The 21,877-nt window shown below is 68.3% G+C and carries 17 protein-coding genes and 1 tRNA gene; 13 read left to right on the forward strand and 5 right to left on the reverse strand.

The window, feature by feature from the left end; genetic code table 11:
• Nucleotides 1-120: 120 nt before the first annotated feature.
• Together Q664_RS03670 and Q664_RS03675 are read right to left on the reverse strand one after the other, a co-directional pair.
• Nucleotides 121-492 (reverse strand): hypothetical protein, encoded by a 372-nt coding sequence (locus tag Q664_RS03670; RefSeq protein WP_043389872.1) that lies wholly within the window; start codon nt 490-492, stop codon nt 121-123.
• A 16-nt stretch (nt 493-508) separates the two neighbouring features.
• Complete coding sequence (locus Q664_RS03675) at nt 509-2,104, reverse strand: NAD(P)/FAD-dependent oxidoreductase (protein ID WP_043389873.1); 1,596 nt, start codon at nt 2,102-2,104, stop codon at nt 509-511.
• A gap of 314 nt (nt 2,105-2,418) precedes the next feature.
• Here Q664_RS03675 and Q664_RS03680 point away from each other — a divergent pair, with 314 nt between their 5' ends.
• On the forward strand, nt 2,419-2,613 hold the full coding sequence (locus tag Q664_RS03680; RefSeq protein WP_043389894.1) for a hypothetical protein: 195 nt from the start codon (nt 2,419-2,421) through the stop codon (nt 2,611-2,613).
• A 128-nt stretch (nt 2,614-2,741) separates the two neighbouring features.
• Here the strand turns inward: Q664_RS03680 and Q664_RS03685 are convergent, their stop codons facing one another.
• Complete coding sequence (locus Q664_RS03685) at nt 2,742-3,422, reverse strand: diacylglycerol kinase family protein (RefSeq protein WP_043389875.1); 681 nt, start codon at nt 3,420-3,422, stop codon at nt 2,742-2,744.
• 86 nt (nt 3,423-3,508) lie between these two features.
• Between Q664_RS03685 and Q664_RS03690 the strand changes: the two genes are divergently transcribed.
• The 8 genes from Q664_RS03690 to Q664_RS03725 all read left to right on the forward strand — a co-directional run bounded on the left by Q664_RS03690 (nt 3,509) and on the right by Q664_RS03725 (nt 12,976).
• On the forward strand, nt 3,509-6,319 hold the full coding sequence (locus Q664_RS03690) for a golvesin C-terminal-like domain-containing protein (RefSeq protein WP_235216541.1): 2,811 nt from the start codon (nt 3,509-3,511) through the stop codon (nt 6,317-6,319).
• A gap of 106 nt (nt 6,320-6,425) precedes the next feature.
• Nucleotides 6,426-7,436 (forward strand): type I glyceraldehyde-3-phosphate dehydrogenase, encoded by a 1,011-nt coding sequence (gap, locus tag Q664_RS03695; RefSeq protein WP_043389877.1) that lies wholly within the window; start codon nt 6,426-6,428, stop codon nt 7,434-7,436.
• A 39-nt stretch (nt 7,437-7,475) separates the two neighbouring features.
• Entirely contained in the window at nt 7,476-8,663 is a 1,188-nt protein-coding gene (locus Q664_RS03700) for a phosphoglycerate kinase (RefSeq protein WP_043389878.1), read from the forward strand.
• Nucleotides 8,664-8,696: 33 nt separating this feature from the next.
• Complete coding sequence (tpiA, locus tag Q664_RS03705; RefSeq protein ID WP_043389879.1) at nt 8,697-9,470, forward strand: triose-phosphate isomerase; 774 nt, start codon at nt 8,697-8,699, stop codon at nt 9,468-9,470.
• An 82-nt stretch (nt 9,471-9,552) separates the two neighbouring features.
• Nucleotides 9,553-9,999 (forward strand): preprotein translocase subunit SecG, encoded by a 447-nt coding sequence (gene secG / locus Q664_RS03710; RefSeq protein ID WP_043389880.1) that lies wholly within the window; start codon nt 9,553-9,555, stop codon nt 9,997-9,999.
• Between the two features lie 133 nt (nt 10,000-10,132).
• A tRNA-Leu gene (locus tag Q664_RS03715) sits at nt 10,133-10,214 on the forward strand.
• Between the two features lie 89 nt (nt 10,215-10,303).
• On the forward strand, nt 10,304-11,722 hold the full coding sequence (locus tag Q664_RS03720; RefSeq protein ID WP_075207319.1) for an AHH domain-containing protein: 1,419 nt from the start codon (nt 10,304-10,306) through the stop codon (nt 11,720-11,722).
• A 9-nt stretch (nt 11,723-11,731) separates the two neighbouring features.
• Nucleotides 11,732-12,976 (forward strand): imm11 family protein, encoded by a 1,245-nt coding sequence (locus tag Q664_RS03725; protein ID WP_043389881.1) that lies wholly within the window; start codon nt 11,732-11,734, stop codon nt 12,974-12,976.
• A 41-nt stretch (nt 12,977-13,017) separates the two neighbouring features.
• Here Q664_RS03725 and Q664_RS51530 read toward each other — a convergent pair whose 3' ends face one another.
• The gene (locus Q664_RS51530; RefSeq protein ID WP_084609500.1) at nt 13,018-14,796 is read right to left on the reverse strand and encodes a methyl-accepting chemotaxis protein; all 1,779 of its coding nucleotides are present in this window, start codon (nt 14,794-14,796) and stop codon (nt 13,018-13,020) included.
• Nucleotides 14,797-14,920: 124 nt separating this feature from the next.
• Between Q664_RS51530 and Q664_RS03735 the strand changes: the two genes are divergently transcribed.
• The 3 genes from Q664_RS03735 (at nt 14,921) to Q664_RS03745 (ending at nt 19,234) form a co-directional block, all read left to right on the forward strand.
• Nucleotides 14,921-15,655, forward strand: coding sequence for an HAD family hydrolase (locus Q664_RS03735; RefSeq protein WP_043389882.1), 735 nt, complete (start codon nt 14,921-14,923; stop codon nt 15,653-15,655).
• 449 nt (nt 15,656-16,104) lie between these two features.
• Nucleotides 16,105-17,673, forward strand: coding sequence for a prenyltransferase/squalene oxidase repeat-containing protein (locus Q664_RS03740; RefSeq protein WP_052517632.1), 1,569 nt, complete (start codon nt 16,105-16,107; stop codon nt 17,671-17,673).
• A gap of 40 nt (nt 17,674-17,713) precedes the next feature.
• The gene (locus tag Q664_RS03745) at nt 17,714-19,234 is read left to right on the forward strand and encodes an acetyl-CoA hydrolase/transferase C-terminal domain-containing protein (RefSeq protein WP_043389898.1); all 1,521 of its coding nucleotides are present in this window, start codon (nt 17,714-17,716) and stop codon (nt 19,232-19,234) included.
• A 4-nt stretch (nt 19,235-19,238) separates the two neighbouring features.
• Here the strand turns inward: Q664_RS03745 and Q664_RS03750 are convergent, their stop codons facing one another.
• Nucleotides 19,239-20,123, reverse strand: coding sequence for a LysR substrate-binding domain-containing protein (locus tag Q664_RS03750; RefSeq protein WP_043389883.1), 885 nt, complete (start codon nt 20,121-20,123; stop codon nt 19,239-19,241).
• Between the two features lie 102 nt (nt 20,124-20,225).
• Between Q664_RS03750 and Q664_RS03755 the strand changes: the two genes are divergently transcribed.
• A complete protein-coding gene (locus Q664_RS03755; RefSeq protein WP_043389884.1) occupies nt 20,226-21,863 on the forward strand; it encodes an acetolactate synthase large subunit in 1,638 nt (545 codons plus the stop codon).
• Nucleotides 21,864-21,877 lie beyond the last annotated feature (14 nt).

Genomic DNA, 21,877 nt, shown 5'->3' on the forward strand with positions numbered 1-21,877 from the left:
TTCTCTTGACCCGTGCGTCAGTACGGAGTCCCCGAGTGGAGGGACAGCGCGAGGGGCAACCTGGTTACACCCGATACCCTCACCCCGTCCCTCTCCCGAGGGGAGAGGGGAAGTAGGGCCTCAGTCCCTCTGTGAGGCGGGCCGCTTGTGGGCCTTGGCCGTCAGCCGGGTGAGCAGCACGCTCATGGCCAGTGCCAGGACGATGCCCAATCCCCTTCGCGGCCACGAGTCGCTCATGATGAGGGCCAGCGCCCCGGCCCCCAGGACCACCGCGGCGAGGACGCTCAATATCTGGGTCCGCCCCGCGAGCCCCTTCGACTCGGGACGGGCCCGGGCCAACGCCGGGATGCTCGACGCCTTGCGCCAGGTGGAGTGTCCATCCTCGAGCACTTCGTCGTTGGGCTCCACCAGCCCCTGGACGTACGCCACCTCCACGTCTCTCAACGTGGGGTAGGCCAGCTCTCCCTCCGGTGTACGTACGCGGTAGCCCATGGCTCCCTCCCGTGGCTCAGGCGAGCTCGCTCGCAATCTGCTCAGCCACGCGCAGTCCATCAATGGCCGAGGAGACGATGCCGCCAGCGTAACCGCAGCCCTCGCCCGCGGGGTAGAGCCCGCGCATCGACACGGACTGCATGTCCTCGCCGCGGGTGATCCGCACCGGCGAGCTGGTACGGCTCTCGATGCCGATGAGCTTGCCGTCGTCGCTGATGAAGCCGCGCATCTTCCGGTCGAACGCCTTGAGTGCCTGCTTCAGCGACTGCGTGAGGCGCTCGGGGAAGAGCTTGTTGAGGTCCGTATGCGCCAGCCCCGGCCGGTAGCTGGTGCCGCCCGGATCCTTCTTCACGCGCCCGGCGAGGTAGTCCGGGATGGTCTGCGCGGGGGCGAAGAACTTCCCCCCGCCCAGCTCGTACGCCTTGGCTTCCCAGTGACGCTGGAACTCCAGGCCGGCGAGCGGGCCGCTGAAGCCCTCGCGCTCGAAGTCCTGCACGGACACGGTGACGACGATGCCCGCGTTGGCGTACTTCGCGTTGCGGCGCGAGTTGCTCATGCCGTTGGTGCACTGCAGCCCGTCCTGGGTGGGCGTGGGCACCACGATGCCGCCAGGGCACATGCAGAACGAGTAGATGCCGCGCACCTCTCCGTCCACGTCCAGGTTCTCCGCCAGCTTGTAGTCGGCAGGCGGCAGCTTTGGATTCTTCGCCGCGCTCCCGTACTGGATGGAGTTGATGAGCCCCTGCGGGTGCTCGGCCCGGAAGCCGAGCGCGAAGGGCTTGGGCTCGATGACCACGCGCCCGTCCGCGGCGAAGCGCTCATACAGCTCGCGCGCCGAGTTGCCCGGGGCGAGCACCACCCGATCGCTCTCCAGCGTGCGCCCGTCCGCCAGCCTCACGCCCGACACCCGGCCGTCGCGGTAGAGCACTTCCTCCACCTTGTGCTCGAAGAGCACCTGGCAGCCTCCGGCGATCAGCTCGTCGCGCAGCTTCGCCACCGCGCCCGGCAGCAGGTCCGAGCCGATGTGCGGCTTGCCCTCGATGAGGATGTGATCCGGCGCGCCGCAGCGGGCGAACGTTTCGATCACCTTGCGCACCATGGGGTGGTTGATGCGCGTGGACAGCTTGCCGTCGGTATAAGCGCCAGCCCCACCCTCCCCGAAGTTCATGTTGCTCTCGGGGTCCAGCGAGCCATCCCGCATCAGCTTCGCCACATCTTTCCGCCGGGCCACGACTTCGCGGCCGCGCTCGATGAGGATGGTGCGAACGCCGCGTTCCAGTAGTCCCAGCGCGGCGAAGAGACCCGCGGGTCCGGTGCCGATGATGAGCGGCATGCGCTCCGGCTCCTTCACACGCTGGGGAGGCTCGGGTGGAGGCGCGGACTCACTGACGTCCGGCGGCAGCCGCTGGGGCGCACGGCCCGGGGCCAGTTCCACCTCCAGCGTATAGATGTAGCGGGGGCTGCCCTTCTTGCGAGCATCCAGCACCGCGCGCACGACGCGCACGGACGCCAGGTCCGAGCGAGTCACTCCGAGCTTCTCAGCTGCTCGCTGGCCGAGCAGCTCTTCCGGCTCGTCCAACCACAGCCCGATGTTGTTCACCCGATACGCCATGCGCTGCTCTTCTCCTGAAGCCGGGGACAGGGGGCGCGTATCTGCGTCACCCGGGCCCCCGAATGCAAGCTGTTGAACACCTTTGGAGCGAGCGGGTGCGAACTTGACGATGCACCCCTCGCATGCACTCCCCCTGGACGGCGGGCGGGGTGCGAACGCCCCTTCGCATCTGCGGACAACACGGCCAGCCCCCGGTTTCTCTCAACCGCCCGAAGTGCATGGAGAATTCGTCAGGAAGGCCACTGCTGGCACGCGGGTTGAAGACGGAACCGCCAGTGATTACGCGGTCCAACCGCTTCTCGGAGGACACGTCCTTGAGTACTGACAAGCAGGGCACCCGGATTCTCGCCCGTACCTTCTTCAACCAGCTGCGCGCGAGCGGCTATACCCCCATGCAGATCATCGGCATCGCCACGGAGCTGCTGGACCTGGTGACGGAGGACATCAAGGGAGAGAACGTTGCCCAGGCGACGGTCGAGGCCCGGCCGGAGTTCCGCAAGGACGCCTGAGCAGATAGACTGGCTCCGTCCCTGGCGGGTAGCCGGGCTCCGGGCAGGCCCCGGGGCTCGAGCAGCCCTCCAGGTGGCGAAGAAGAAACCGGCCTGGTGCCGGTTTTTTTGTGTCCGCGTTCCGCCCCCTAGTCGTGGCGGGTGCGCTCGAGACGGCGCTGGCGGGCCGCGGCCCCGGCGACGACGAGCAACCCGGCGTTCATGGCGGTGAAGACGGAGCTGGCGGTACCGGGAGCGAGCGCGGCGAGCAGCAGGGCGCCCCCCACGAAGGCCAGCCGGTCCACCCAGACGGAGCGGGGTTGAGGGAGCACCAGCACCAGCACGCACAGGGCCAGGGGCAGGCCGAGCGCCACCTGCCGGGCGATGCGAGGCCCGCTGTTGAGCACCGTCTGCCAGTTGTGCACGAGGATGGCGGCGAAGATGACGACGGTACCGGTGGCGAGCACCAGCACGCCGGCGGCGGCGGCGTCCTTGGTGAGGCGGGCCTTCTCGTCGAAGTGGCGGGTGGCGAGGTCCACCAGATGCTCGAGCGCGCTGTTGAGGATCTCCGCGAAGAAGATGAGGAGGACGCAGAAGATGAGCGTCACCTTCTCCGCGAGCCCCAGCTCGATGCCGCTGCCCACCAGGCCCACGAGGAGCGCGGAGACGAGGTGGACGCGCATGTTGCGCTGGTGGACGACGGTGTGGATGAGCCCGTTCCAGGCATGGACGAAGGAAGCCAGCATGCCGGAGCCGCCCCGGGGAGGATGCGGTGGGGGCTGCTTCTCGGAAGAGGGTGGAAGCGGGGGTGATAGGGCGGGAGAGCTCATCTCGGAAACAGGTTAGCGGGAGAGCAGGCAGGCACTCACGGTTTGATTGGCATGCCCTCGCGCCGGGGCCTAACGTCCGCCTCCTCATGGCTCTTCCTGCTCACGTACATACCACCGCCTGGATGCTGGTCTCGCTGCTCTGCCTGCCGGGCATGAGCCTGGCCCAGGACGATGGCTCCTTCGCCCAGGACTGCGGCCTGGAGCCGCCAGGTGCCGTCTATGTGCCACTTCCGGGCCCGAGGCCCCACGAGACACGCTGGTCGCCTTCCGAGCCGCCCCTGGTGCGCCGCGAGGACCCCAAGGGCTCCGTGTCGGCGCTCGCGGGCGTGCCCCAGACGCGCATCCGCACCGGGGCCCTGTCGGGGAAGACGATCTACCTGAGCCCGGGGCATGGCTTCTTTCGCAGCTCGCCCCTGGGCCGGTGGGCCACCCAGCGGGGCAACACGAATGACGTCGTCGAGGACCTGGTCTCCATCGAGACGCTCAACCAGTACCTGCTGCCGATGCTGATGGGGGCGGGCGCCACGGTGATTCCCGTGCGCGAGTCGGACCTCAACCCGCGCATGGTCATCGTCGACAACGGAGCCGCGGGCTACACGGAGACCGGGGCCACGGAGCTCTTCACCTCCGCCACGCCCGGCTGGGGTCCGCCGCCGGCGCCGATGGGCAACGCGGTGCAGCCCTTCCAACTCGGGGACCACCGGTTGATGACGGCCGCGCCCACGGCCACGGCGCAGGCCACCTGGGCGCCCTCGATTCCAGCCGATGGCGCCTACCACGTGTACGTCTCGTATGGGGCGGACCCGGGCCGTGTCTCGGATGCGCACTACGTGGTGCGGCACGCGGGCGGCGAGAGCCACTTCCGGGTGAACCAGCGCCGCCATGGAGGCACGTGGGTGCTGCTGGGCCGCTTCTACTTCCGGGCGGGCCAGAATCCCGAGACGGCCTCGGTGGCGGCGCTCAACGACTCGGCGGAGTCGGGCACCCTGTCGCTGGACGCGGTACGCATGGGTGGTGGCACGGGCGTCATCGGTGACGGGGCGCTCGCGCCCCTGCCGCGTCCCCGTTTCGAGGAGTGCGCGCGCTACCACACCCAGTTCAGCGGGGCGCCGCCCGCGGTGTTCGCGCCCTCGGGCATCAACGCGCTCTCCAATGAGCGCAACGACGACGTCTCCTCGCGTGCGCGCTTCGCCGCCTGGCTCCACGAGGAGGGGGAGGACGCCGTCTACGTCGCCTGGCACACCAACGCCTCCGGGCTCTCGACGCCCGACGACCGTTTCCGTGGCACCGAGGTGTACGTCTATGGACCCAATCCAGTGGACGGTACGCTGAACTTCACGGGGGTGCCGGGCAGCGACGTGCTCGGCCGGGCGTTGCTGGACGAGCTGCGGCAGGACATCCGCAACGCCGTCGATCCGAACTGGCGGGTGCGCTCGTTGCGCTCGGCCAACCTGGGCGAGGTGAACCCGACCCACAACCCGGAGACGCCAGCGGTGCTCGTGGAGGTGGCCTACCACGACCATCCGGCGGACGCGGTGCACCTGAAGCAGCCGGAGTTCCGCCGGGTGGCCGCGCGCGCCCTGCTGCAGGGACTCATCAAGTACTTCGCCACGCGAGACAGTCTGCCGGTGCGCCTGCCGCCCGAGCCGCCCGCGGCCCTGGTGGCGCGCCATGCGGGCAGTGGCCGGGTGGAGGTGAAGTGGACCGAGCCGTCCGTGGATGCGCTGGACCTGGGCGGGCACGCGGCCACCGGCTACCGCGTCTACGAGAGCGCGGATGGCCTGGCCTGGAATGGGGGCTCCGAGGTGGCTTCCACCTCCTTCTCCATCACCCTGCCGGCGGGCACGACGCGCTACTTCCGCGTGGCCTCCCTCAACGAGGGCGGTGAGTCCTTCCCCTCGGACGTGGTGGGGGTACGCGTCCCGGAGGCGGGCAAGGTTCCCGAGGTGCTGGTGGTCAACGCCTTCCGCCGCCTGGACGCGGAGCTGGCGCGCGCCGAGGACCTCTCGGCCTACGCATTGGGCACTCCGCTGCGCGAGCTGCTGGAGTCCATGAATGACGGCACCGCCCTGCGGCGGCACGGGGACGCGGTGGCTCAGCACGCGGTGGCTTTCGATGGAGCCACCAGCGAGGCGATCTCCGCGGGCCTGCTCACCCCCGTGGGCTACCGGGTGCTGGACTGGTTCATCGGCCGGGGCGGGATAGGGGGGCAGGGTCCCACCGCCGCCGAGCAGGCGCTGATGCGCACCTTCGTCACGGGGGGCGGGCACCTTCTGCTCTCGGGCAGTCATGTGGCCTCCTCGCTCGCGGCGGGGGGCGCGGAGGAGCGGGCCTTCCTGACGGACATCCTCCATGTCCTGCCAGGTTGCGGCGCATCGGCGCTTCTGGTGAACGGGCTCTCGGAGGGCTGGCTCCCGGGCCTCTCCAGCTCGCTGCTCGACGACGGGCTACGGGGCTCCTACCCCGTGGGAACGACGGACGTGCTCCTCCCTCTGGACGGGGGCTCTCCCGTGCTGGGCTATGCCGGGACGGACTCGGCCGCGGCGGTGGCCTCGGCGCCGGGGGGACAGGTGCTCTTCTTGAGCGTGCCCTTCGAGGGCATCGTCAATCCCGAGCGCCGCGCCTGGCTCATGGGGTCCTTCCTGGCCCGGGCGGGAGTGCTGGCCTCCGCCCCCACGCCGCCCACCGGAGAGGAGGTCCTGCCTCCGGGTGCCGTCGTGCGGGTCTCTTCGAGCCCCGGGCCCTGCTTCGTGGAGCGCATTCCCGGGACCTACGAAAACGCGGAGACGGGCTGTGGCTGCCGAGCGGGCGGCGGCGCGTCCGTTGCGTGGCTGTTGCTGCTCTCCAGTGTTCAGCTATGGCGTACGCGTCGTCGTTCTCTCTTCACAGAGCGTTGACTCGCGTGCGTCACATGCCTACGGTCGGCCGCCCTTTCCCACGACGGGAGGGCGTACGGCCCGTCGTGTGCCTGTGAGCTTTCCAACTTCTCAAGGAGACTGAGACATGGCCACCAAGATTGCCATCAACGGGTTCGGTCGCATTGGCCGCTGCGTGCTTCGCGCCGCCCTGAGCCGCAAGGAGAACCTCGACTTCGTCGCCATCAACGACCTGGACGAGCCGGCCGCCCTGGCCCACCTCTTCAAGTACGACTCCGTGCACGGCACCTGGCAGGGCACCGTGAAGGCCACGGACAAGGCCATCATCATCGACGGCAAGGAGATCGCCGTCACCGCCCAGAAGGACCCCACCGCGCTGCCCTGGAAGTCCCTGGGCGCGGACATCGTCCTCGAGTGCACCGGCCGCTTCACCGAGCGCGACGGCGCCGAGAAGCACCTGGGCGCGGGCGCCAAGAAGGTCATCATCTCCGCCCCGGCCAAGGGCCCGGACCTGACCCTCGCCTACGGCATCAACCATGACCAGTACGATCCGAAGAAGCACCACATCCTCTCGAACGCCTCGTGCACCACCAACTGCCTGGCGCCGCTGGGCAAGGTGCTGCTGGAGAGCTTCGGCATCGAGAAGGGCGTGATGACCACCATCCACAGCTACACCAACGACCAGCGCATCCTGGATCTCACGCACAAGGATCTGCGTCGCGCCCGCGCCGCCGCGCTGTCGATGATTCCCGCCTCCACCGGCGCCGCGAAGGCCATCGGTGAGGTGCTCCCGGCCCTCAAGGGCAAGATGAACGGCCAGGCGGTGCGCGTGCCCACCCCGAACGTGTCCCTGGTGGACCTGACCGTGGTGACGAGCAAGTCCGTCACCGTCGACGCCGTCAACGCCGCCTTCAAGGCCGCCGCCGAGGGCCCGCTCAAGGGCATCCTCCAGTACAGCGACGAGCTGACCGTGTCCGTCGACTACAACGGCAACCCGCACTCCTCCATCTTCGACTCCACCAACACCATGGTCATGGGCGACAACCTGCTCAAGGTGATGGCCTGGTACGACAACGAGTGGGGCTTCTCCAACCGCATGGTGGACACGGCGAAGTTCCTCGCCACCAAGGGCCTGTAGTCAGCCTGTTCAACGGGCGTTCCGAGTGCGAGGACCGAGATGATCCGCTACATCGACGACATGCAGCTCACCGGTAAGCGCGTCTTCATCCGGGTGGACTTCAACGTTCCCCTGGAGGGCAAGCGCATCACCGACGACACCCGCATCCGCGAGGCGCTGCCGACCATCCGGCGCGCCCTGGAGATGGGCGGGAAGGTGATTCTGGCCTCCCACCTCGGGCGCCCCAAGGGGCCGGACCCGAAGCTCTCGCTGGAGCCGGCCGCCAGCCGCCTCAGTGAGCTGCTCGGGGCCAAGCACGAGGTCATCCTCGCCGACGACTGCGTGGGTGATGGCGTGCGCAAGCTGGTGAAGGACCTCAAGGACGGCCAGGTGCTCATGCTCGAGAACCTGCGCTTCCACAAGGAGGAGGAGGCCAACGACGACGCCTTCGCGCGCGAGCTCGCCTCCTTCGCCGACGTCTACATCAACGACGCCTTCGGCACCGCGCACCGCGCCCACGCCTCCACCGCGGGCATGGTGCCCCACGTGAAGGAGAAGGGCGCCGGCCTCCTGATGCGCAAGGAGCTGGAGTACCTGGGCGGGGTGATGAAGAACCCGGCCAAGCCCTTCGTGGCCATCCTGGGCGGCTCCAAGGTGACCGACAAGATCAAGGTGATCGAGAGCCTGCTGCCCAAGGTGGACGCGCTGCTCATTGGCGGCGCCATGGCCTACACCTTCCTCAAGGCGCAGGGGATTGAAGTGGGCAAGAGCCGCGTGGAGGAGGACAAGCTGTCGCTGGCCACGCGCATGCTCGAGGCGGCGCAGCGGCTGAAGACGTCGCTGGTGCTGCCCGTGGATCACGTCTGCAGCACCGAGCCCACGGACAAGGGCCCCGTGCGCGAGGTGACCGACCGCGCGATTCCCGCGGACCTGATGGGCCTGGACATCGGCCCCAAGACGCGGGCCATGTACTCCGAGCACATCAAGAGCGCGAAGACGGTGATCTGGAACGGCCCCATGGGCATGTTCGAGATCGAGAAGTACGCCGCGGGCACGCGCACGGTGGCCGAGTCCATGGCGCTCAACAAGGACGCCATCACGGTGGTGGGCGGAGGAGACAGCGCCGCGGCCGTGACGCAGATGGGGATTGCTCCGAAGCTGAGCCACGTGTCCACCGGTGGCGGCGCCTCGCTGGAGTTCCTCGAGGGCCGCGAGCTGCCGGGCGTGAAGGCGCTGGAGACGAAGTAGTCGGCCGTACCCAACACCACGGAGGCAGACCTCATGGCGGCACAGGCGCGACGCAAGCTCATCGCCGGCAACTGGAAGATGAACAAGACCATCCCCGAGGGGCTCGCGCTGGTGCGGGAGCTGAAGGGGCTGGTGGCCTCGCTTCCGGGAGACCGGGTGGAGCTGGCCGTGGCACCGCCGTTCGTGTCGCTGCAGGCCGTGGCGAAGGAGCTCGAGGGCTCCGCGGTGAAGCTGGCCGCCCAGAACTGCCACTGGGAGGCCAGCGGGGCGTACACCGGCGAGGTGTCCGCGGCGATGCTGAAGGACGTGGGGTGCGCCTACGTCATCGTGGGCCACTCCGAGCGCCGGCAGTACTTCGGCGAGACGGACGAGACGGTGAACAAGAGGACCCGGGCGGTGGTGGGGGCGGGGATGACGCCCATCATCTGCGTGGGCGAGACGCTGGCCGAGCGCGAGGGCAACCGCACCCTGGAGGTGGTGGAGCGGCAGGTGGCGGGGGCGCTGAAGGGCTTCCAGGCGGCCGAGGTGGCGGGCTTCGTCCTGGCCTACGAGCCGGTGTGGGCGATTGGGACGGGCCGGACGGCCACCAGCGCCCAGGCCCAGGAGGTGCACCGGGCCATCCGCGAGCAGCTCGGGCGGCTGTACGACCGGGGGACGGCGGAGCGGGTGCTCATCCAGTACGGTGGGAGCGTGAAGCCGGACAACGCGGCGGAACTGCTGGGCCAGCCGGACGTGGACGGGGCGCTGGTGGGAGGGGCGAGCCTCAAGGCGGGCGACTTCTCGGCGATCGCGAAGGGCGGGGTCTGATCGCAGGAAGATTGTCACCGCCCGGCCCGTTCGGTTAGGCTGCGCGGCCTTTCATCCAGGACCGGAAAGAAGAGCTTAAAGCATGTTGACCTTCGTGACGATCGTGCACGTCGTGCTGTGCGTGTTCATGATCTTCGTCATCCTGTTGCAGCCCGGGAAGGACGCCGGCATGGGTTCGGCCCTGGGTGGCGGTGCCGCGACGAGCGCCTTCGGTGGCCGCGGCGCGACGACCTTCCTGACCAAGATCACCGGCATCTGCGCGGCGCTGTTCTTCCTGACGTCGCTGGGCCTGTCCTTCGTGGGCATGCGCACGTCGGTGGCGGGCTCGCTGGCGAACAAGCCGGCGGCGACGCAGCCGGCTCCGGCGCAGCAGCAGGGCACGGAGCAGCTGGGGGGTGGGGCTCCTCCGGCGGGCCAGATTCCTCCGGCCAATCCGCAGGAGGCGGCGCCTCCCGCGGGTTCGGCTCCGGCGGCTCCTGGCAGCGTGGAGCAGCCGCGTCCGGCCGAGACCCCGGCGCCCGGGCAGTAGGCGGGCGGCCACCCGCGGAAGAAAGCGGATGGCGAGGCGGTTGAAAATTCGTTGTTGCAGACAGCGCGGTTCGTGGTACTAGAGGCCGCGTTGTTTCCGGGGCGACTCACTCAGTCGAGACCGCGCCGGAAATGCCCAGGTGGTGGAACTGGTAGACACACCATCTTGAGGGGGTGGCGCCGAAAGGTGTGCGGGTTCGAATCCCGCCCTGGGCACTCCGAAATGAGCCTCCGAGTCCAAGTGACTCGGGGGCTTTTTTCGTTTCTGGGGCCCATCCTGATCCGTCCCTGACTGGAGCTGCGGCGTGTCCACCCGTCTCCTTGGTTCGCGCCCGTCGGGCACGAGGCCTCGCCCCTGGTTGGGCGCATGGGCCCTCATCATCCTTTTCCTCCACGCCGCGTGTGTCTCGGGCCTTCCTCGGGCCACACACCGTTCCCCTGGGGACGCGCTGTCGTCCACGGCTGTCGCGAAGGCCGAGGCGCCGGAGGGCACGGCCGCGGACGGGCTGGTTCGCCTCTCCCTGCCCACCCGATTCGGAGCGGTGCGGGTGAGCGACTCCGAGCTCGATGAGGCCCTGGCCACCCTGGTGCTGAACGTGCCGCTGCGGCTGGCCGACTGCCCTGTCCCGCTCTATCTCCACCGGAAGCTGGCGCTGGCCTCCGCTCCGCTCTCAGGCGAGGAGTGGCGCACGCCCCTGGCCCGGTCCTACGGGAGCTTCTGCGAGCGACAAGGCACGCCGGGTGACTGCCTCGGGTTGTTCAAGGACGGGCCGGGCCTGGCTGGCGAGGACAAGCGAGACCTCGCCCTGGCGCTCTCCGTGAATGCGGCGCTGGAGGCCCGGGATGCGGAGTTGCGAGGCATGTTCTCCGCGAAGCAGCTGTGGATGACGCTGAGCCTCACCCTCATTGGATATCTCGCCTTGGTTTCGGCACCCGAGCCCGTTTCTAAAGGCGTCGCTGCCGCACTGGCTCTGCTCATGTGGGGCTACCTGGGCTGGGAGCTCTTCGACCTGATACGGGCCTGGTTCCAGCTGTGGAAGGAGGCGGCGGAGGCCAGCACGTTCGCGGAGCTGCGCGAGGCGGGAGAGCGCTTCGGCAAGGTCATCGGGCCCAACAGCGTGCGGATTCTCCTGCTGCTGGGGACGGCGGCGGTGGGGGAAACAGCGGCGCTCGTGTCCAAGGCTCCGACGCTACCGGGCTTCGCGAAAGCCTCCGGTGCACTCGAGTCCCATGCCGGCATCCGAGACGTGCTGACGGCCGTGCATGAGGCGGACAAGGTGAAGGTCGCCGTGGCCGAGGGCACCTTCAGTGTCGTCCTGCCCGCCAACGTCTTGAGCATGGCGGCGCCGCAGGGCGCTCCGGCACGTGCGGCTCCTCCGGCCAGAAAGAAACCGGACGTGCACCACATCGCCACCATCGAGAACACGATTGCCACCGTCCGTGGCGGGCCTTGGACGGAGAAACTCAAGCCATTCTTCGATAAGGCGGGCATGTCGATGAAGGATCCGGCGAATACGGTTCCACTGCCCGGGCACAAGGGGCCTCATCCCGAGGAGTACCATCAATTAGTCTTTGATCACTTGAAGAAGGCGACGGCAAGGTGCCCCAATCAGCAGGAGTGCGCCGTAGCATTGAGGCAAGCGCTCCGTGAGTTGGCTGAGGAAATCACCACGAAGGGCAGCAGGCTCAACAAGCTGCTGACGACCAAAAGGTCACCGCCCTAGGAGTTCTTCATGGCGAAGCGGTATTTCAGACTGGTCGACGACGTCTACACCCCGGGCCGGTGGGAACTGGGAAGTCCTCTGGATGAGCGGGAGCAGGAGATTCGTACTTGGCTGTTTGAGCGGGGCGAGCCCACTCACGTCGAGGGACGAATCCGCATTCCTATCTATGCCCCTGGCAAGGCGCTCGATTTCACCTTGCTGGCGGGTTCGTCGATTCCCGTGGTCCATGACAGGGTGGCGGCCGTGTTCGCCGCGCTGGCGCCCGGTGATGTGCAGCTGATTCCGGTGGAGGTGGACGGACAGCGCGAACCGTACATCCTGCTCAACATCACACGTGTCGTGAAGTGCATCGACGACGAGGCTTCCGACGAGGTGCGCTATGTGACGCCAGCGCATGGATTGCCAGACCAGATCGGAGAGTACAGGTCCGTGATCGGCATGCGGATCGATCCCACGAAGGTGGGTGATGCCCAGGTATTCCGTACTTGGGGCTGGGTAGCCATCGTTGTCTCCGAGGTCATCAAGGAATCTCTTGAGGAACTGGGCGCGACGGGGCCGAAGTTCAAGGAGGTCACCGGCCCCAGCACCATCAGCGCGGAGGAGCGAGCACGGGACCGGAAGAGCCGTGAGCTGCTGGAGACGGCGGCCACCGCTCGTGAGGCGGCCTGGCGCACCCTGGGGTCGCTGGACAAGGAGGTCTTCATGCCCATCGCCATGAGCGGCTCGTGGCCGGGCCAGCGGCAGCTCTGGAGTGTCATCCGTTGCGAGGCAGGGCGCACCCTGCTCGTCACTCATGGGCTTTCGGACCCGTTCATTGAGCGGCTGGAGCCTTCCACGGGTTTTGGCCTGGAGCTTGCCCTAGAGGTGGACGCAGCCGTGAAGGACATCTCGAAGGGTTGGCCCCTGATGCTGCTGGACCGTGTGGCGGATGAAGTCGCCGAGCACGAGCACGTGCGCGAGAGCGTGAAGGCGGGCCTCTTCTCCATGGAGGTGTCCGGCAAGGGCATGCCCAAATCCCTCGTCACCCAGGAGGGCAGGGTGGCCGTGCTGCTGGGCGTGGAGTCACGCACGCTGCCGAGTCACTTCTCCACACCGTATGGGGAGGTGAAGCTCGTCACCGTCAAGGTGCTGCTGCCCTCGGAGCTGGCGTACCTGCTGGAGCACGGCGCGGAGGGCCAGGCCGTGCTGGCGCGGCTCTTCGCGGAGAATGGCGAAGAGCACTTGTCCCGTCTCAAAAGGAAGCCCGTGGCGTAGCACGGAGCGGCAGTCGCTCCGGGCAGGCCCGCTCCTTCCGCTCACGCCTTCCAGTTGTAGCTGTCGACGAAGGTGCTCACGTTGTTCGCCACGTTGCTCACCACGGTGATGGACTGATCCGTGGCGCGGATGCGGGTGATGGTGTCCTCCATCATCTCCGTCAGGGCCGTCACCGCGGTGAACAGTTGCTCGATGCCCGTGCCCTGCTGACCCACCGCGGCGGAGATCTGCTTCACCGACGCCGCGTTGTTCTGCACCAGGTTGGACAGCTGGCGCATGTTGTGGCCGAAGGCGCGGATCTGCTCCAGGCTCTCGCCCACCTTCTCCGAGCCCTGCTCCGTCATGGTGGCTGTCGTCCGGATGGACTCGCTGATGTCCTCGAGCAGCTGCCGCACGCGGTGGGTGGACTGGATGGACTGATCCGCCAGCGAGCGGATCTCCCGGGCCACCACGCCAAACCCCTTGCCGTGCTCTCCCGAGCGCACCGCCTCGATGGCGGCGTTGAGCGCCAGCATGTTCGACCGGTCCGCCAGGTCCTTCACCGTGGTGGTGATGTGGGCGATCTGCCGCGTATGCGAGTCGAGAGACCGGATGCGCTCGGCCATCGCCGCCACCTGCGTGCGGATCTGCTCCAGCCCCTTCAGGCTGCCCTCGATGACCGTCTCGCCCGTCTGGGCGATGGACTCCGCCTCGATCATCTGCTGGAGGATGGTCTCGGCCCGCTTGGAGGCCAGCTGCGACGTGTCCTTGAGCTCCTGCGCCGTCACATGGGTCTCGTGCAGCGCGGCCGCCTGGCGGGTGATGGTCTCGTTCTGCTGCTGGCTCGAGCTGCCCAGCTCCCGTGCCGAGGTGCCCAACCGCTGGGCGGACTCGCCGAGCGTCTGCGTCAGCAGCTTGAGCCGCTCGAAGGCGCGGGCCGTCGCCTGGGAGAGATCTCCCACCTCGTCGGTCGTCACCCATTCCGGGAAGCGGGGCTTGCCCGAGGCCAGGCCCTCGATGGCGCTCCGCACGGCGTTGGCTCCGGTCTCCAGGTGCTTGGCCACGCTCCAGGCACCCAGCGCGGCGATGCCCACCAGGAACAGGCCCACCAGCAGCAGCGGAAGGGCGAGCTGCTCGAACAGCAGGCTCACCGTCTCGCGGATCGCCACCCCCGGGTCCGGCACGGTGTAGATGCGCGCCAGCAGGTCGGTGATGTTCTCCTCGGCGATCTTCCAGATGATGACCACCGTGGTGGTGAGCGTGGTGGCCACGAACAGCCCGAAGACGAAGGGCAGGTACCAGCCATAGCGCGGCCACAGCAGACCCTGCTCCTTGAGCTCCAGGTTGGGGTACTGGTTGAACTCCGCGAGGGCCAGGGGCCGCAGCACCCGCTCGAAGGAGATGCGCGTCCACACCATGTTGAGGCTGGCCATCAGCCCGATGACGATCATGGCCACCGGCATGGCCAGCAGCCCCTTGCCGTAATAGACGCCGGGAATCCCGGTGTAGGTGGCGGCTCCCGTCATGTAGATGAGCAGGCACCCCACCTCCAACACCCGCGGAACCTTGAGGATCCTCGCCAGACGCGCACCGGCGCGTTCACCCGGGCGCTCGCTGAGGGCCCACCGGCAGGTGGTGGAGATGAGCGCCACGGGCAGGCCGAGCCCGAAGATCAACGCCGCGGGTGGCAGCAGCACGGCCGCCGTCCGCAAGGCCTGGTCTGGCGTGAGGCCCATGACCAGCGACACCAGCCAGACCACCACTGGCATGCAGGAGAGGCTGTTGAGTTGCTGCACCAGGAATAACTGCTTGAACAACCCGCGAGTCGACGTGTCCGGCATGTCCCCATGACGGTAGTCAGCCTGTCGCCAGGGTGTCAATGAAGGGACGTGACCTCGGAGGTCTGGCCTGGCGGTGGGTTCGTCCGCTGGATTCGGATATAACCGCCCCAGAGGCGCGATGGGGATGAGCAACGAACTGAAGGCCGCGGTTCTCGACGTCGATGGAACACTCTACCCGGGAGCCCTGGGCGTCGAGCTGCTGCGGGCCCTCATGGCCACGGGCGCCTGTCACCGTCCCCGGGCCGAGGGGGTCCTCGAGGTCCTCCGCCAGTACAAGCAGGGGGCCATCGACTTCCCCACCATGGCCGCTCGCGCCTACACCCTCTACGCCCAGGCCCTCGAGGGCATCCGGTGTGACACCGTCGATGCCCTGGCCCGGAAGGTGTGGGAGGAGGAGCGGAGCAAGCTCTTCGGCTTCGTGCGGCCCCTGGTCGGCCTGCTTCGGGAGTCGGGCTACTGGAGCGTGATCATCTCGGGAAGTCCCCAGGAGATGATCCAGTGCGTCGCCGACGAGCTCGGCATCTCCCAGGCTTGTGGCGCCCTGTTCACCCGCCGCGACGGCTATTACACGGGGAGCGTGGACCTGTCCTCGGGCGCCCTGGGCGAGAAGAGCCGGATCTTCGATGCGGTGACGCGCGGACAGGATGTGCGCCTGGAGCGGTGCTTCGCCCTGGGTGACTCCATCACCGATTCAGTCCTCTTCGAGCGCCTGGGCCTGCCCCTGGCCTTCGAGCCCGAGCCCGCCCTGCGGGTGCTCGCCCAGCAGCGCGGGTGGGCCGTGGCCACCCGGGAGGATGTGCTCGAGCGCACCCGGATGCTGCTCGCGGCCCCCGTTCTCGGGTCCTCGCCCCGAGGCTGACCACTTCACCTTTCAGGTAGGCCGGGCCCCTCTCCGCGGGCCTGTCGCCACGCGTCCGCCTTCATCGTGGCCGAGCCCTGAAGCTCGGCTTCGCCGGGGCTGGGTGTATCTGGACCCATATTTTTGCGCGAATTTCGCTCCACGGTTTTTTTCCATCGCGTGGTCGTGAGCCCTTGGCGTCGTAAAGGCTCTCAATTCCTGGGCTTTTCAGGAGCCGGATCCAATGTTGTGCCTGGCGCTCAAGGTAGGAGGTCGTCAGTGAGTAGAAACTGACTCAAGAGGGTTGCCTCACACCCTTTTCTGGCTTATTGAAATTATTCAGTCTGGTTGTTCGTCGACTGTCGCGCTCCCTCTTTCACAGGGCCTCCCCCATGCGCACCTCCCCGTACATGAACGTCCCCGCATTCGAGATGGGTCGGCCGGCCCGCGGCCCGTCGGAGCCTGGTGCCGTGGTCGCGAGGGATCAGCTCCGGGAGTACCTGGAGACGCAGGTGGGGGAGGACGGGTGTGTGCGGGGCCAGTGTGAGAGCCGCGTCCTGGAGTCGGTGCTGAGCCTGCACCTGCTGCAGCAGTTGGGCCTGTTCTCGGAGGTGCGGGGGCGGATCGAAGACTACCTGCGGGCCCAGTGCATCGACGAGCGGGAGGATCCCCTGCACGCCGTGCTGCGCCGGCATGCGCTGGGGGAGAGCACGAGCCAGGACGCGGAGGCGGTCAGGGCGTACCTGGCGGGCTTCGACCACTTCACCAACCGGCGCAAGCGGATGATGTTCAGCGTGCTCATGGCGGAGCTGGGGCTGGCGCCGTTCGACTCCGTGCTCACGCCGGAGGACTTCTCGAACAGCGGCGAGGAGAAGTACCAGAGCTGGGTGGGCGTGACGGTGGCCTCGCTGCGCATCCTCCATGCGGTGGGGAGCGGATTCCCCGAGTGGATCCGCGCCGAGGACGTGGAGCTGCTGACGGCCACCCAGAGCACGGAAGGGGCCTGGGAGAAGCACCTGCTGGCCAACATCCTCGCGCTGCTGGCGCTGCGTCACTTCCCGCGGCACCGCCAGCCGCTCCAGAACGGCATCGGCCTGCTGATCTCGGTGCAGAACGCGGATGGTGGCATCCCCTTCATCACGGGGATGGAAATCTTCTGCACGGCCACGGCGGGGCTGGCGCTGGTGGAGGCCGGGACCCGGAAGTCCCTGCTGTACCGCATGGCGGACTACCTCGTGGGCGAGCAGCAGCCCGATGGGGGCTGGGCCTACGCCGAGGACGTGCACCAGACGGACGTGGACGACACGGCGTACTGCCTGGAGTTCCTCCGGGCCCTGGATCCGGTGCGCCATGCCCACGCCATCGAGCGGGCCGAGGCGTACCTGGTGGACATGCAGGGCGCTGACGGCGGCTTCCCGACGTTCGTCGCGGGGAGCAAGTCGGAGGTCGCCATGACGGCGGGTGCGCTCAACGCCCTGGCCCCCAACCGGGAGCAGCACGCCGCGCTGATCGCGCGGGGCATCCGCTACATCGTCACCCACCAGAAGGCGGATGGTTCCTTCGAGCGGAGCTGGAGCCTGAGCGAGACGAACGCCATCTTCCGTGCCCTGCTGGCGATGAGGCTGCTGCCCGAGAGCGCCTCCGGGCTGAGGATGACGATGGAGCTCGCCGAGGAGTACTGCCTGGACTACCTGCGGCGCTCGCAGAACGTGGACGGCGGTTGGGGGCAGCGGGCCGGTGACGTCAGCGATCCCATCAGCACGTCGTACGCGCTGATTGCCCTCAGCCACTTCGACGAGCCCGCCACGCTCGAGCGCGGCGTGAGGTACCTCGTCCGCCAGCAGCAGGCGGATGGCCGGTTCCTGTCCATTCCGGATCAGGCGGGCCCCCGGCCCATCGCCTACAACGTCCCGGTCCTCTCCGAGATCTTCGCCCTGCTGGCGTTCGATCACGTGCTGGCCGCGCGTCCGGCGGTGGCCATGCCCATCTGGAAGGCCATGGCGCGCCAGTTCCCCACCATGGGCCTGGAGGCTTGCTGAGATCGCTTGCGTGGGATGCCGGAGGATGCAGCATGAGGGCATGACCACACTGCGGGACCGAATCGAGAACGCTGAACTGCTGGCCAAGGTCGTTCCGGTGGAGGAGGCGGTGAAGCACGTCACCGATGGCAGCACGGTGGCCATCAGCGGCTTCACCAAGTCGGGCGAGCCAAAGACCTTCTTCCCGGCGCTCGCCCGTCACCTCGCCCAGACGGCGCCCGAGGCCCGCATCACCCTGCTGAGCGGTGCCTCGCTGTCGGACGACGTCGAGGGCCCCATGGCCCCCTTCATCCGCAAGCGCGGGCCGTACATGTCCTCGGCCATCTCGCGCAAGCTCATCCACTCGGGGGAGATGGACTTCACCGACGTCCACCTGTCCGCCTTCGCGCGCAACCTGATGTACGGGTTCTACGGGGAGATCGACGTCGCCGTCGTCGAGGTGTCGCGTATCCGCGAGGACGGCAGTGTCGTCCTCTCCTCGTCGGTGGGTGTCTCCGCCGAGGCGCTCGCCCGGGCGCGCAAGGTCATCCTCGAGGTGAACACCGCGGTGCCGGACTACACGGGCTTCCATGACATCGTCCTGCCCGCCGTGCACCCCAAGGTGGGCTGGCCGCTGCCCCTGGTGAACGTGCGCGACCGCATCGGCACTCCGTACGTCGAGTTCGACCGCAGCAAGGTGGTGGCCGTCGTCGAGTCCGTCACGCCCGATCACCCGGTGCCCTTCAAGGCCGCGAGCGACACGGATCGCCGCATCGCCCAGAACGTCATCGATTTCCTCATGCAGTGCCGCCAGCAGTTCGGCTGGGGCAAGCGCCTGCCTCCCATCCAGTCCGGCGTGGGCAACGTGGCCAACGCCATCATCGGCGAACTCTACGCATCCCCCTTCCAGAAGATCCGCTTCTGGACCGAGGTCTTCCAGGACGGAATGCTGCGCTACGTGGAGGACGACGCGAAGTTCGAGAACGCGTCCGCCACGGCGGTCTCCTTCTCGGCCGAGGGGCGCCAGCGCTTCCTGGAGATGTTCGAGCGCTGCCGGGACAAGCTGGTGCTGCGGCCCATGTGGCTGTCCAACAGCCCGGAGATCATCTCGCGGCTGTTCGTCATCGCGATGAACACCCCCATCGAGGTGGACATCTACGGGCACGTGAACTCCACGCACATCGACGGCTCGCGCATCGTCAACGGGCTGGGGGGCTCGGGTGACTTCTTCCGCAACGCCTACCTGAGCATCGTGCACACGCCGTCCACCCGGCCGCTGAAGGACGGGCGTGTCGTGAGCTGCGTGATGCCGTACGTGAGGCACATCGACCACACCGAGCACGACATCAAGTGCGTCGTCACCGAGCACGGCTACGCGCTCAACATGGACATCCGCTCGCCCAAGCGGCGCGCCGTGGACATCATCGAGCGGTGTGCGCACCCGCACTTCCGCCCGTTGCTGCACGCCTACCTGGACATGGCGGGCGCCGGAGACGAGCCCCGGGCCACCGACATGAAGGCCCTGGAGGCATGGTGGCGGGACTACGACGAGGCCTGCCGCAACTTCCCCAAGGGCGGCTGAGCTCTCACGCTCCCACCTCCTTCGCGCGCTCGCGCACCTCCGTGGCGAACAGCTCGGCCGCGGGCGGGCGGGGCGCGCCCTTGCGCCACAGGAGCGCCGCGAGCTCGGAGCGTGGGGCGGGGGAGAGACGCTTCACCACCAGGCGCTCGGCGTCGGCCAGCCGGGGCTCGGGGAGCACGGTGACGGCGAGGCCCGCGCGCACGATGGCGAGCACGGTGGCCACCGCGTTCGATTCGAGCGCGATGTTCGGCGTGAAGCGCATGGCATCGAACCAGACGTCCACGCGCGCACGCACGCGCAGCCCGGGTGAGAGCAGCGCGAACGGCTCGTCCTTGAGCTGCCGCAAGGCCACGGACTCCGCTCCCGCCAGGGGGTGCCCCTTGGCCACGAAGAGCGCGAGCTTGCTGTCGAAGACGGGCTCGGCGTCGAGGTCCGGTGCGCGCGCGGGCGCATACCCCAGCCCCACGTCCAGCTTGCCGTCCGAGAGCCGCCGCTCCAACCGCCGCACGACCGCCTCCTCGGCGCTCAGCGCGAGACCCGGGTGTTTGCGCAGCACGGCGGCCAGGGCCGGCACGACGACCCCTCGCATGCTCGGCGGGTAACCCACGCGCAGCGCTCCCGTGGTCAGTCCCCGTAGGGCGCTCACCGCCACCCGGCCGGCATCCACGTCCTCCAGCGCCCGTGAGGCATAGGTGCGGAACAGCTCCCCTGCCTGTGTCAGCCGCACGCCACTGCGAGCGCGCTCGAAGAGGGGTGAGCCGAGCTCCTCCTCGAGCTGGCGGATCTGCTGCGACAGCGTGGGCTGCGAGACGTGGATGCGCCTCGCGGCACGTCCGAAGTGCAGCGTGTCGGCGACGGCGGAGAAGTAGCGGAGGTGTCGGAGCTCCATTCTCCCATCATAGGCAATGCCTATCGGCTCCATGGGAACAAACGAATGTACGAATCGCCGGCCGCGCGTAGATCTTGTCGCGTACCGGAGGAGAGTGAGCCCATGAAAGCATCGGATCTGTTCGTCAAGGCCCTGGAATCGGAGGGCGTGCGCTGCGTCTTTGGACTTCCCGGCGAGGAGAACCTCGACCTGCTCGAGTCGATGCGCGCCTCGGGCGTGCGCTTCGTCGTCACGCGTCACGAGCAGGCCGCGGGCTTCATGGCCGCGACGTGGGGGCGGCTCACCGGAAAGGCGGGCGTGTGCCTCGCGACGCTCGGACCCGGCGCGACCAACCTCGTCACGGCCGCCGCGTACGCCCAGCTCGGCGCCATGCCCATGGTCATGCTCACCGGCCAGAAGCCCATCAAGGCCAGCAAGCAGGGCCACTTCCAGATCGTCGACGTGGTGGGAATGATGCGGCCGCTCACCAAGTCCACCCGGACGCTCGTCTCCGCGGATCACGTCCCCTCGGCGGTGCGCGAGGCCTTCCGCCGCGCGGAGGAGGAGCGTCCCGGCGCGACCCACCTGGAGCTGCCCGAGGACGTGGCCCGCGAGTCCACGGACGCCGCGCCCCTCGCACCCGCTGTCCTTCGCCGGCCCGTGGCGGATGAAGCCTCCATCGCCCAGGCCGTCGAGGCCATCGCGTCCGCCCGCCGCCCGCTGCTCATGATCGGCGCGGGCGCCAACCGCAAGCTCACCTCGGAGATGCTCCGCGTCTTCGTGGACCGCGTCGGCGTGCCCTTCTTCAGCACCCAGATGGGCAAGGGCGTGGTGGATGAGACGCATCCGCTCTGGATGGGCACGGCCGCGCTCTCCGACGGAGACTTCGTCCACCGGGCCATCGAGGCCTCGGACTGCATCATCAACGTCGGCCATGACGTCATCGAGAAGCCGCCGTTCGTCATGCGCGACCACCGCCGCACGGTGGTCCACCTGAACTTCTCCTCGGCCGAGGTCGACCCCGTGTACTTCCCGCAGGTGCAGGTGACCGGCGATATCGCCAACGCGGTATGGCGCATCGCGGAGGGGGTCGGCCCCCGGTCGCACTGGGACTTCTCCTCCTTCGAGCGCGCTCGGGCGGGACTCGACGCACAGCTCGCGGAGGGGGGACGCGATGATCGCTTCCCCATCTACCCCGCGAGGCTCGTCGCCGAGGTGCGGCGCGCGATGCCGGATGACGGAATCGTGTGCCTGGACAACGGCATGTACAAGCTCTGGTTCGCTCGCTACTACCGCTGCCGCCGGCCCAACACGCTGCTGCTCGACAACGCGCTCGCCACCATGGGAGCGGGGCTTCCGTCCGCCATCGCCGCGAAGCTGGTCCATCCGCGCCGCAAGGTGCTCGCCGTCTGCGGTGACGGCGGGTTCATGATGAACTCGCAGGAGCTCGAGACGGCGGTCCGCCTGAAGTTGGATCTCACCGTGGTCGTGGTGCGCGACGATGGCTACGGGATGATCCGCTGGAAGCAGGGCGAGATGGGGCTCCCGGACTTCGGAATGGAGCTGGGCAACCCGGACTTCGTCCGCTACGCGGAGGCGTACGGGGCGAAGGGGCACCGCCCGGCGAGCGCCTCGGAGTTCGGCGCCACGCTCGCCCGCTGCCTGGAATCGGGCGGCGTGCACGTCATCGACCTGCCTATCGACTACTCGGACAACGCGCGCGCGCTCGGAGCCAGTGCCGAGGACCCCGCGGTGCGCTGAGCCACGAACCTGAG

It is taken from the genome of Archangium violaceum Cb vi76 (genome assembly GCF_000733295.1).
GTDB lineage: Bacteria > Myxococcota > Myxococcia > Myxococcales > Myxococcaceae > Archangium > Archangium violaceum.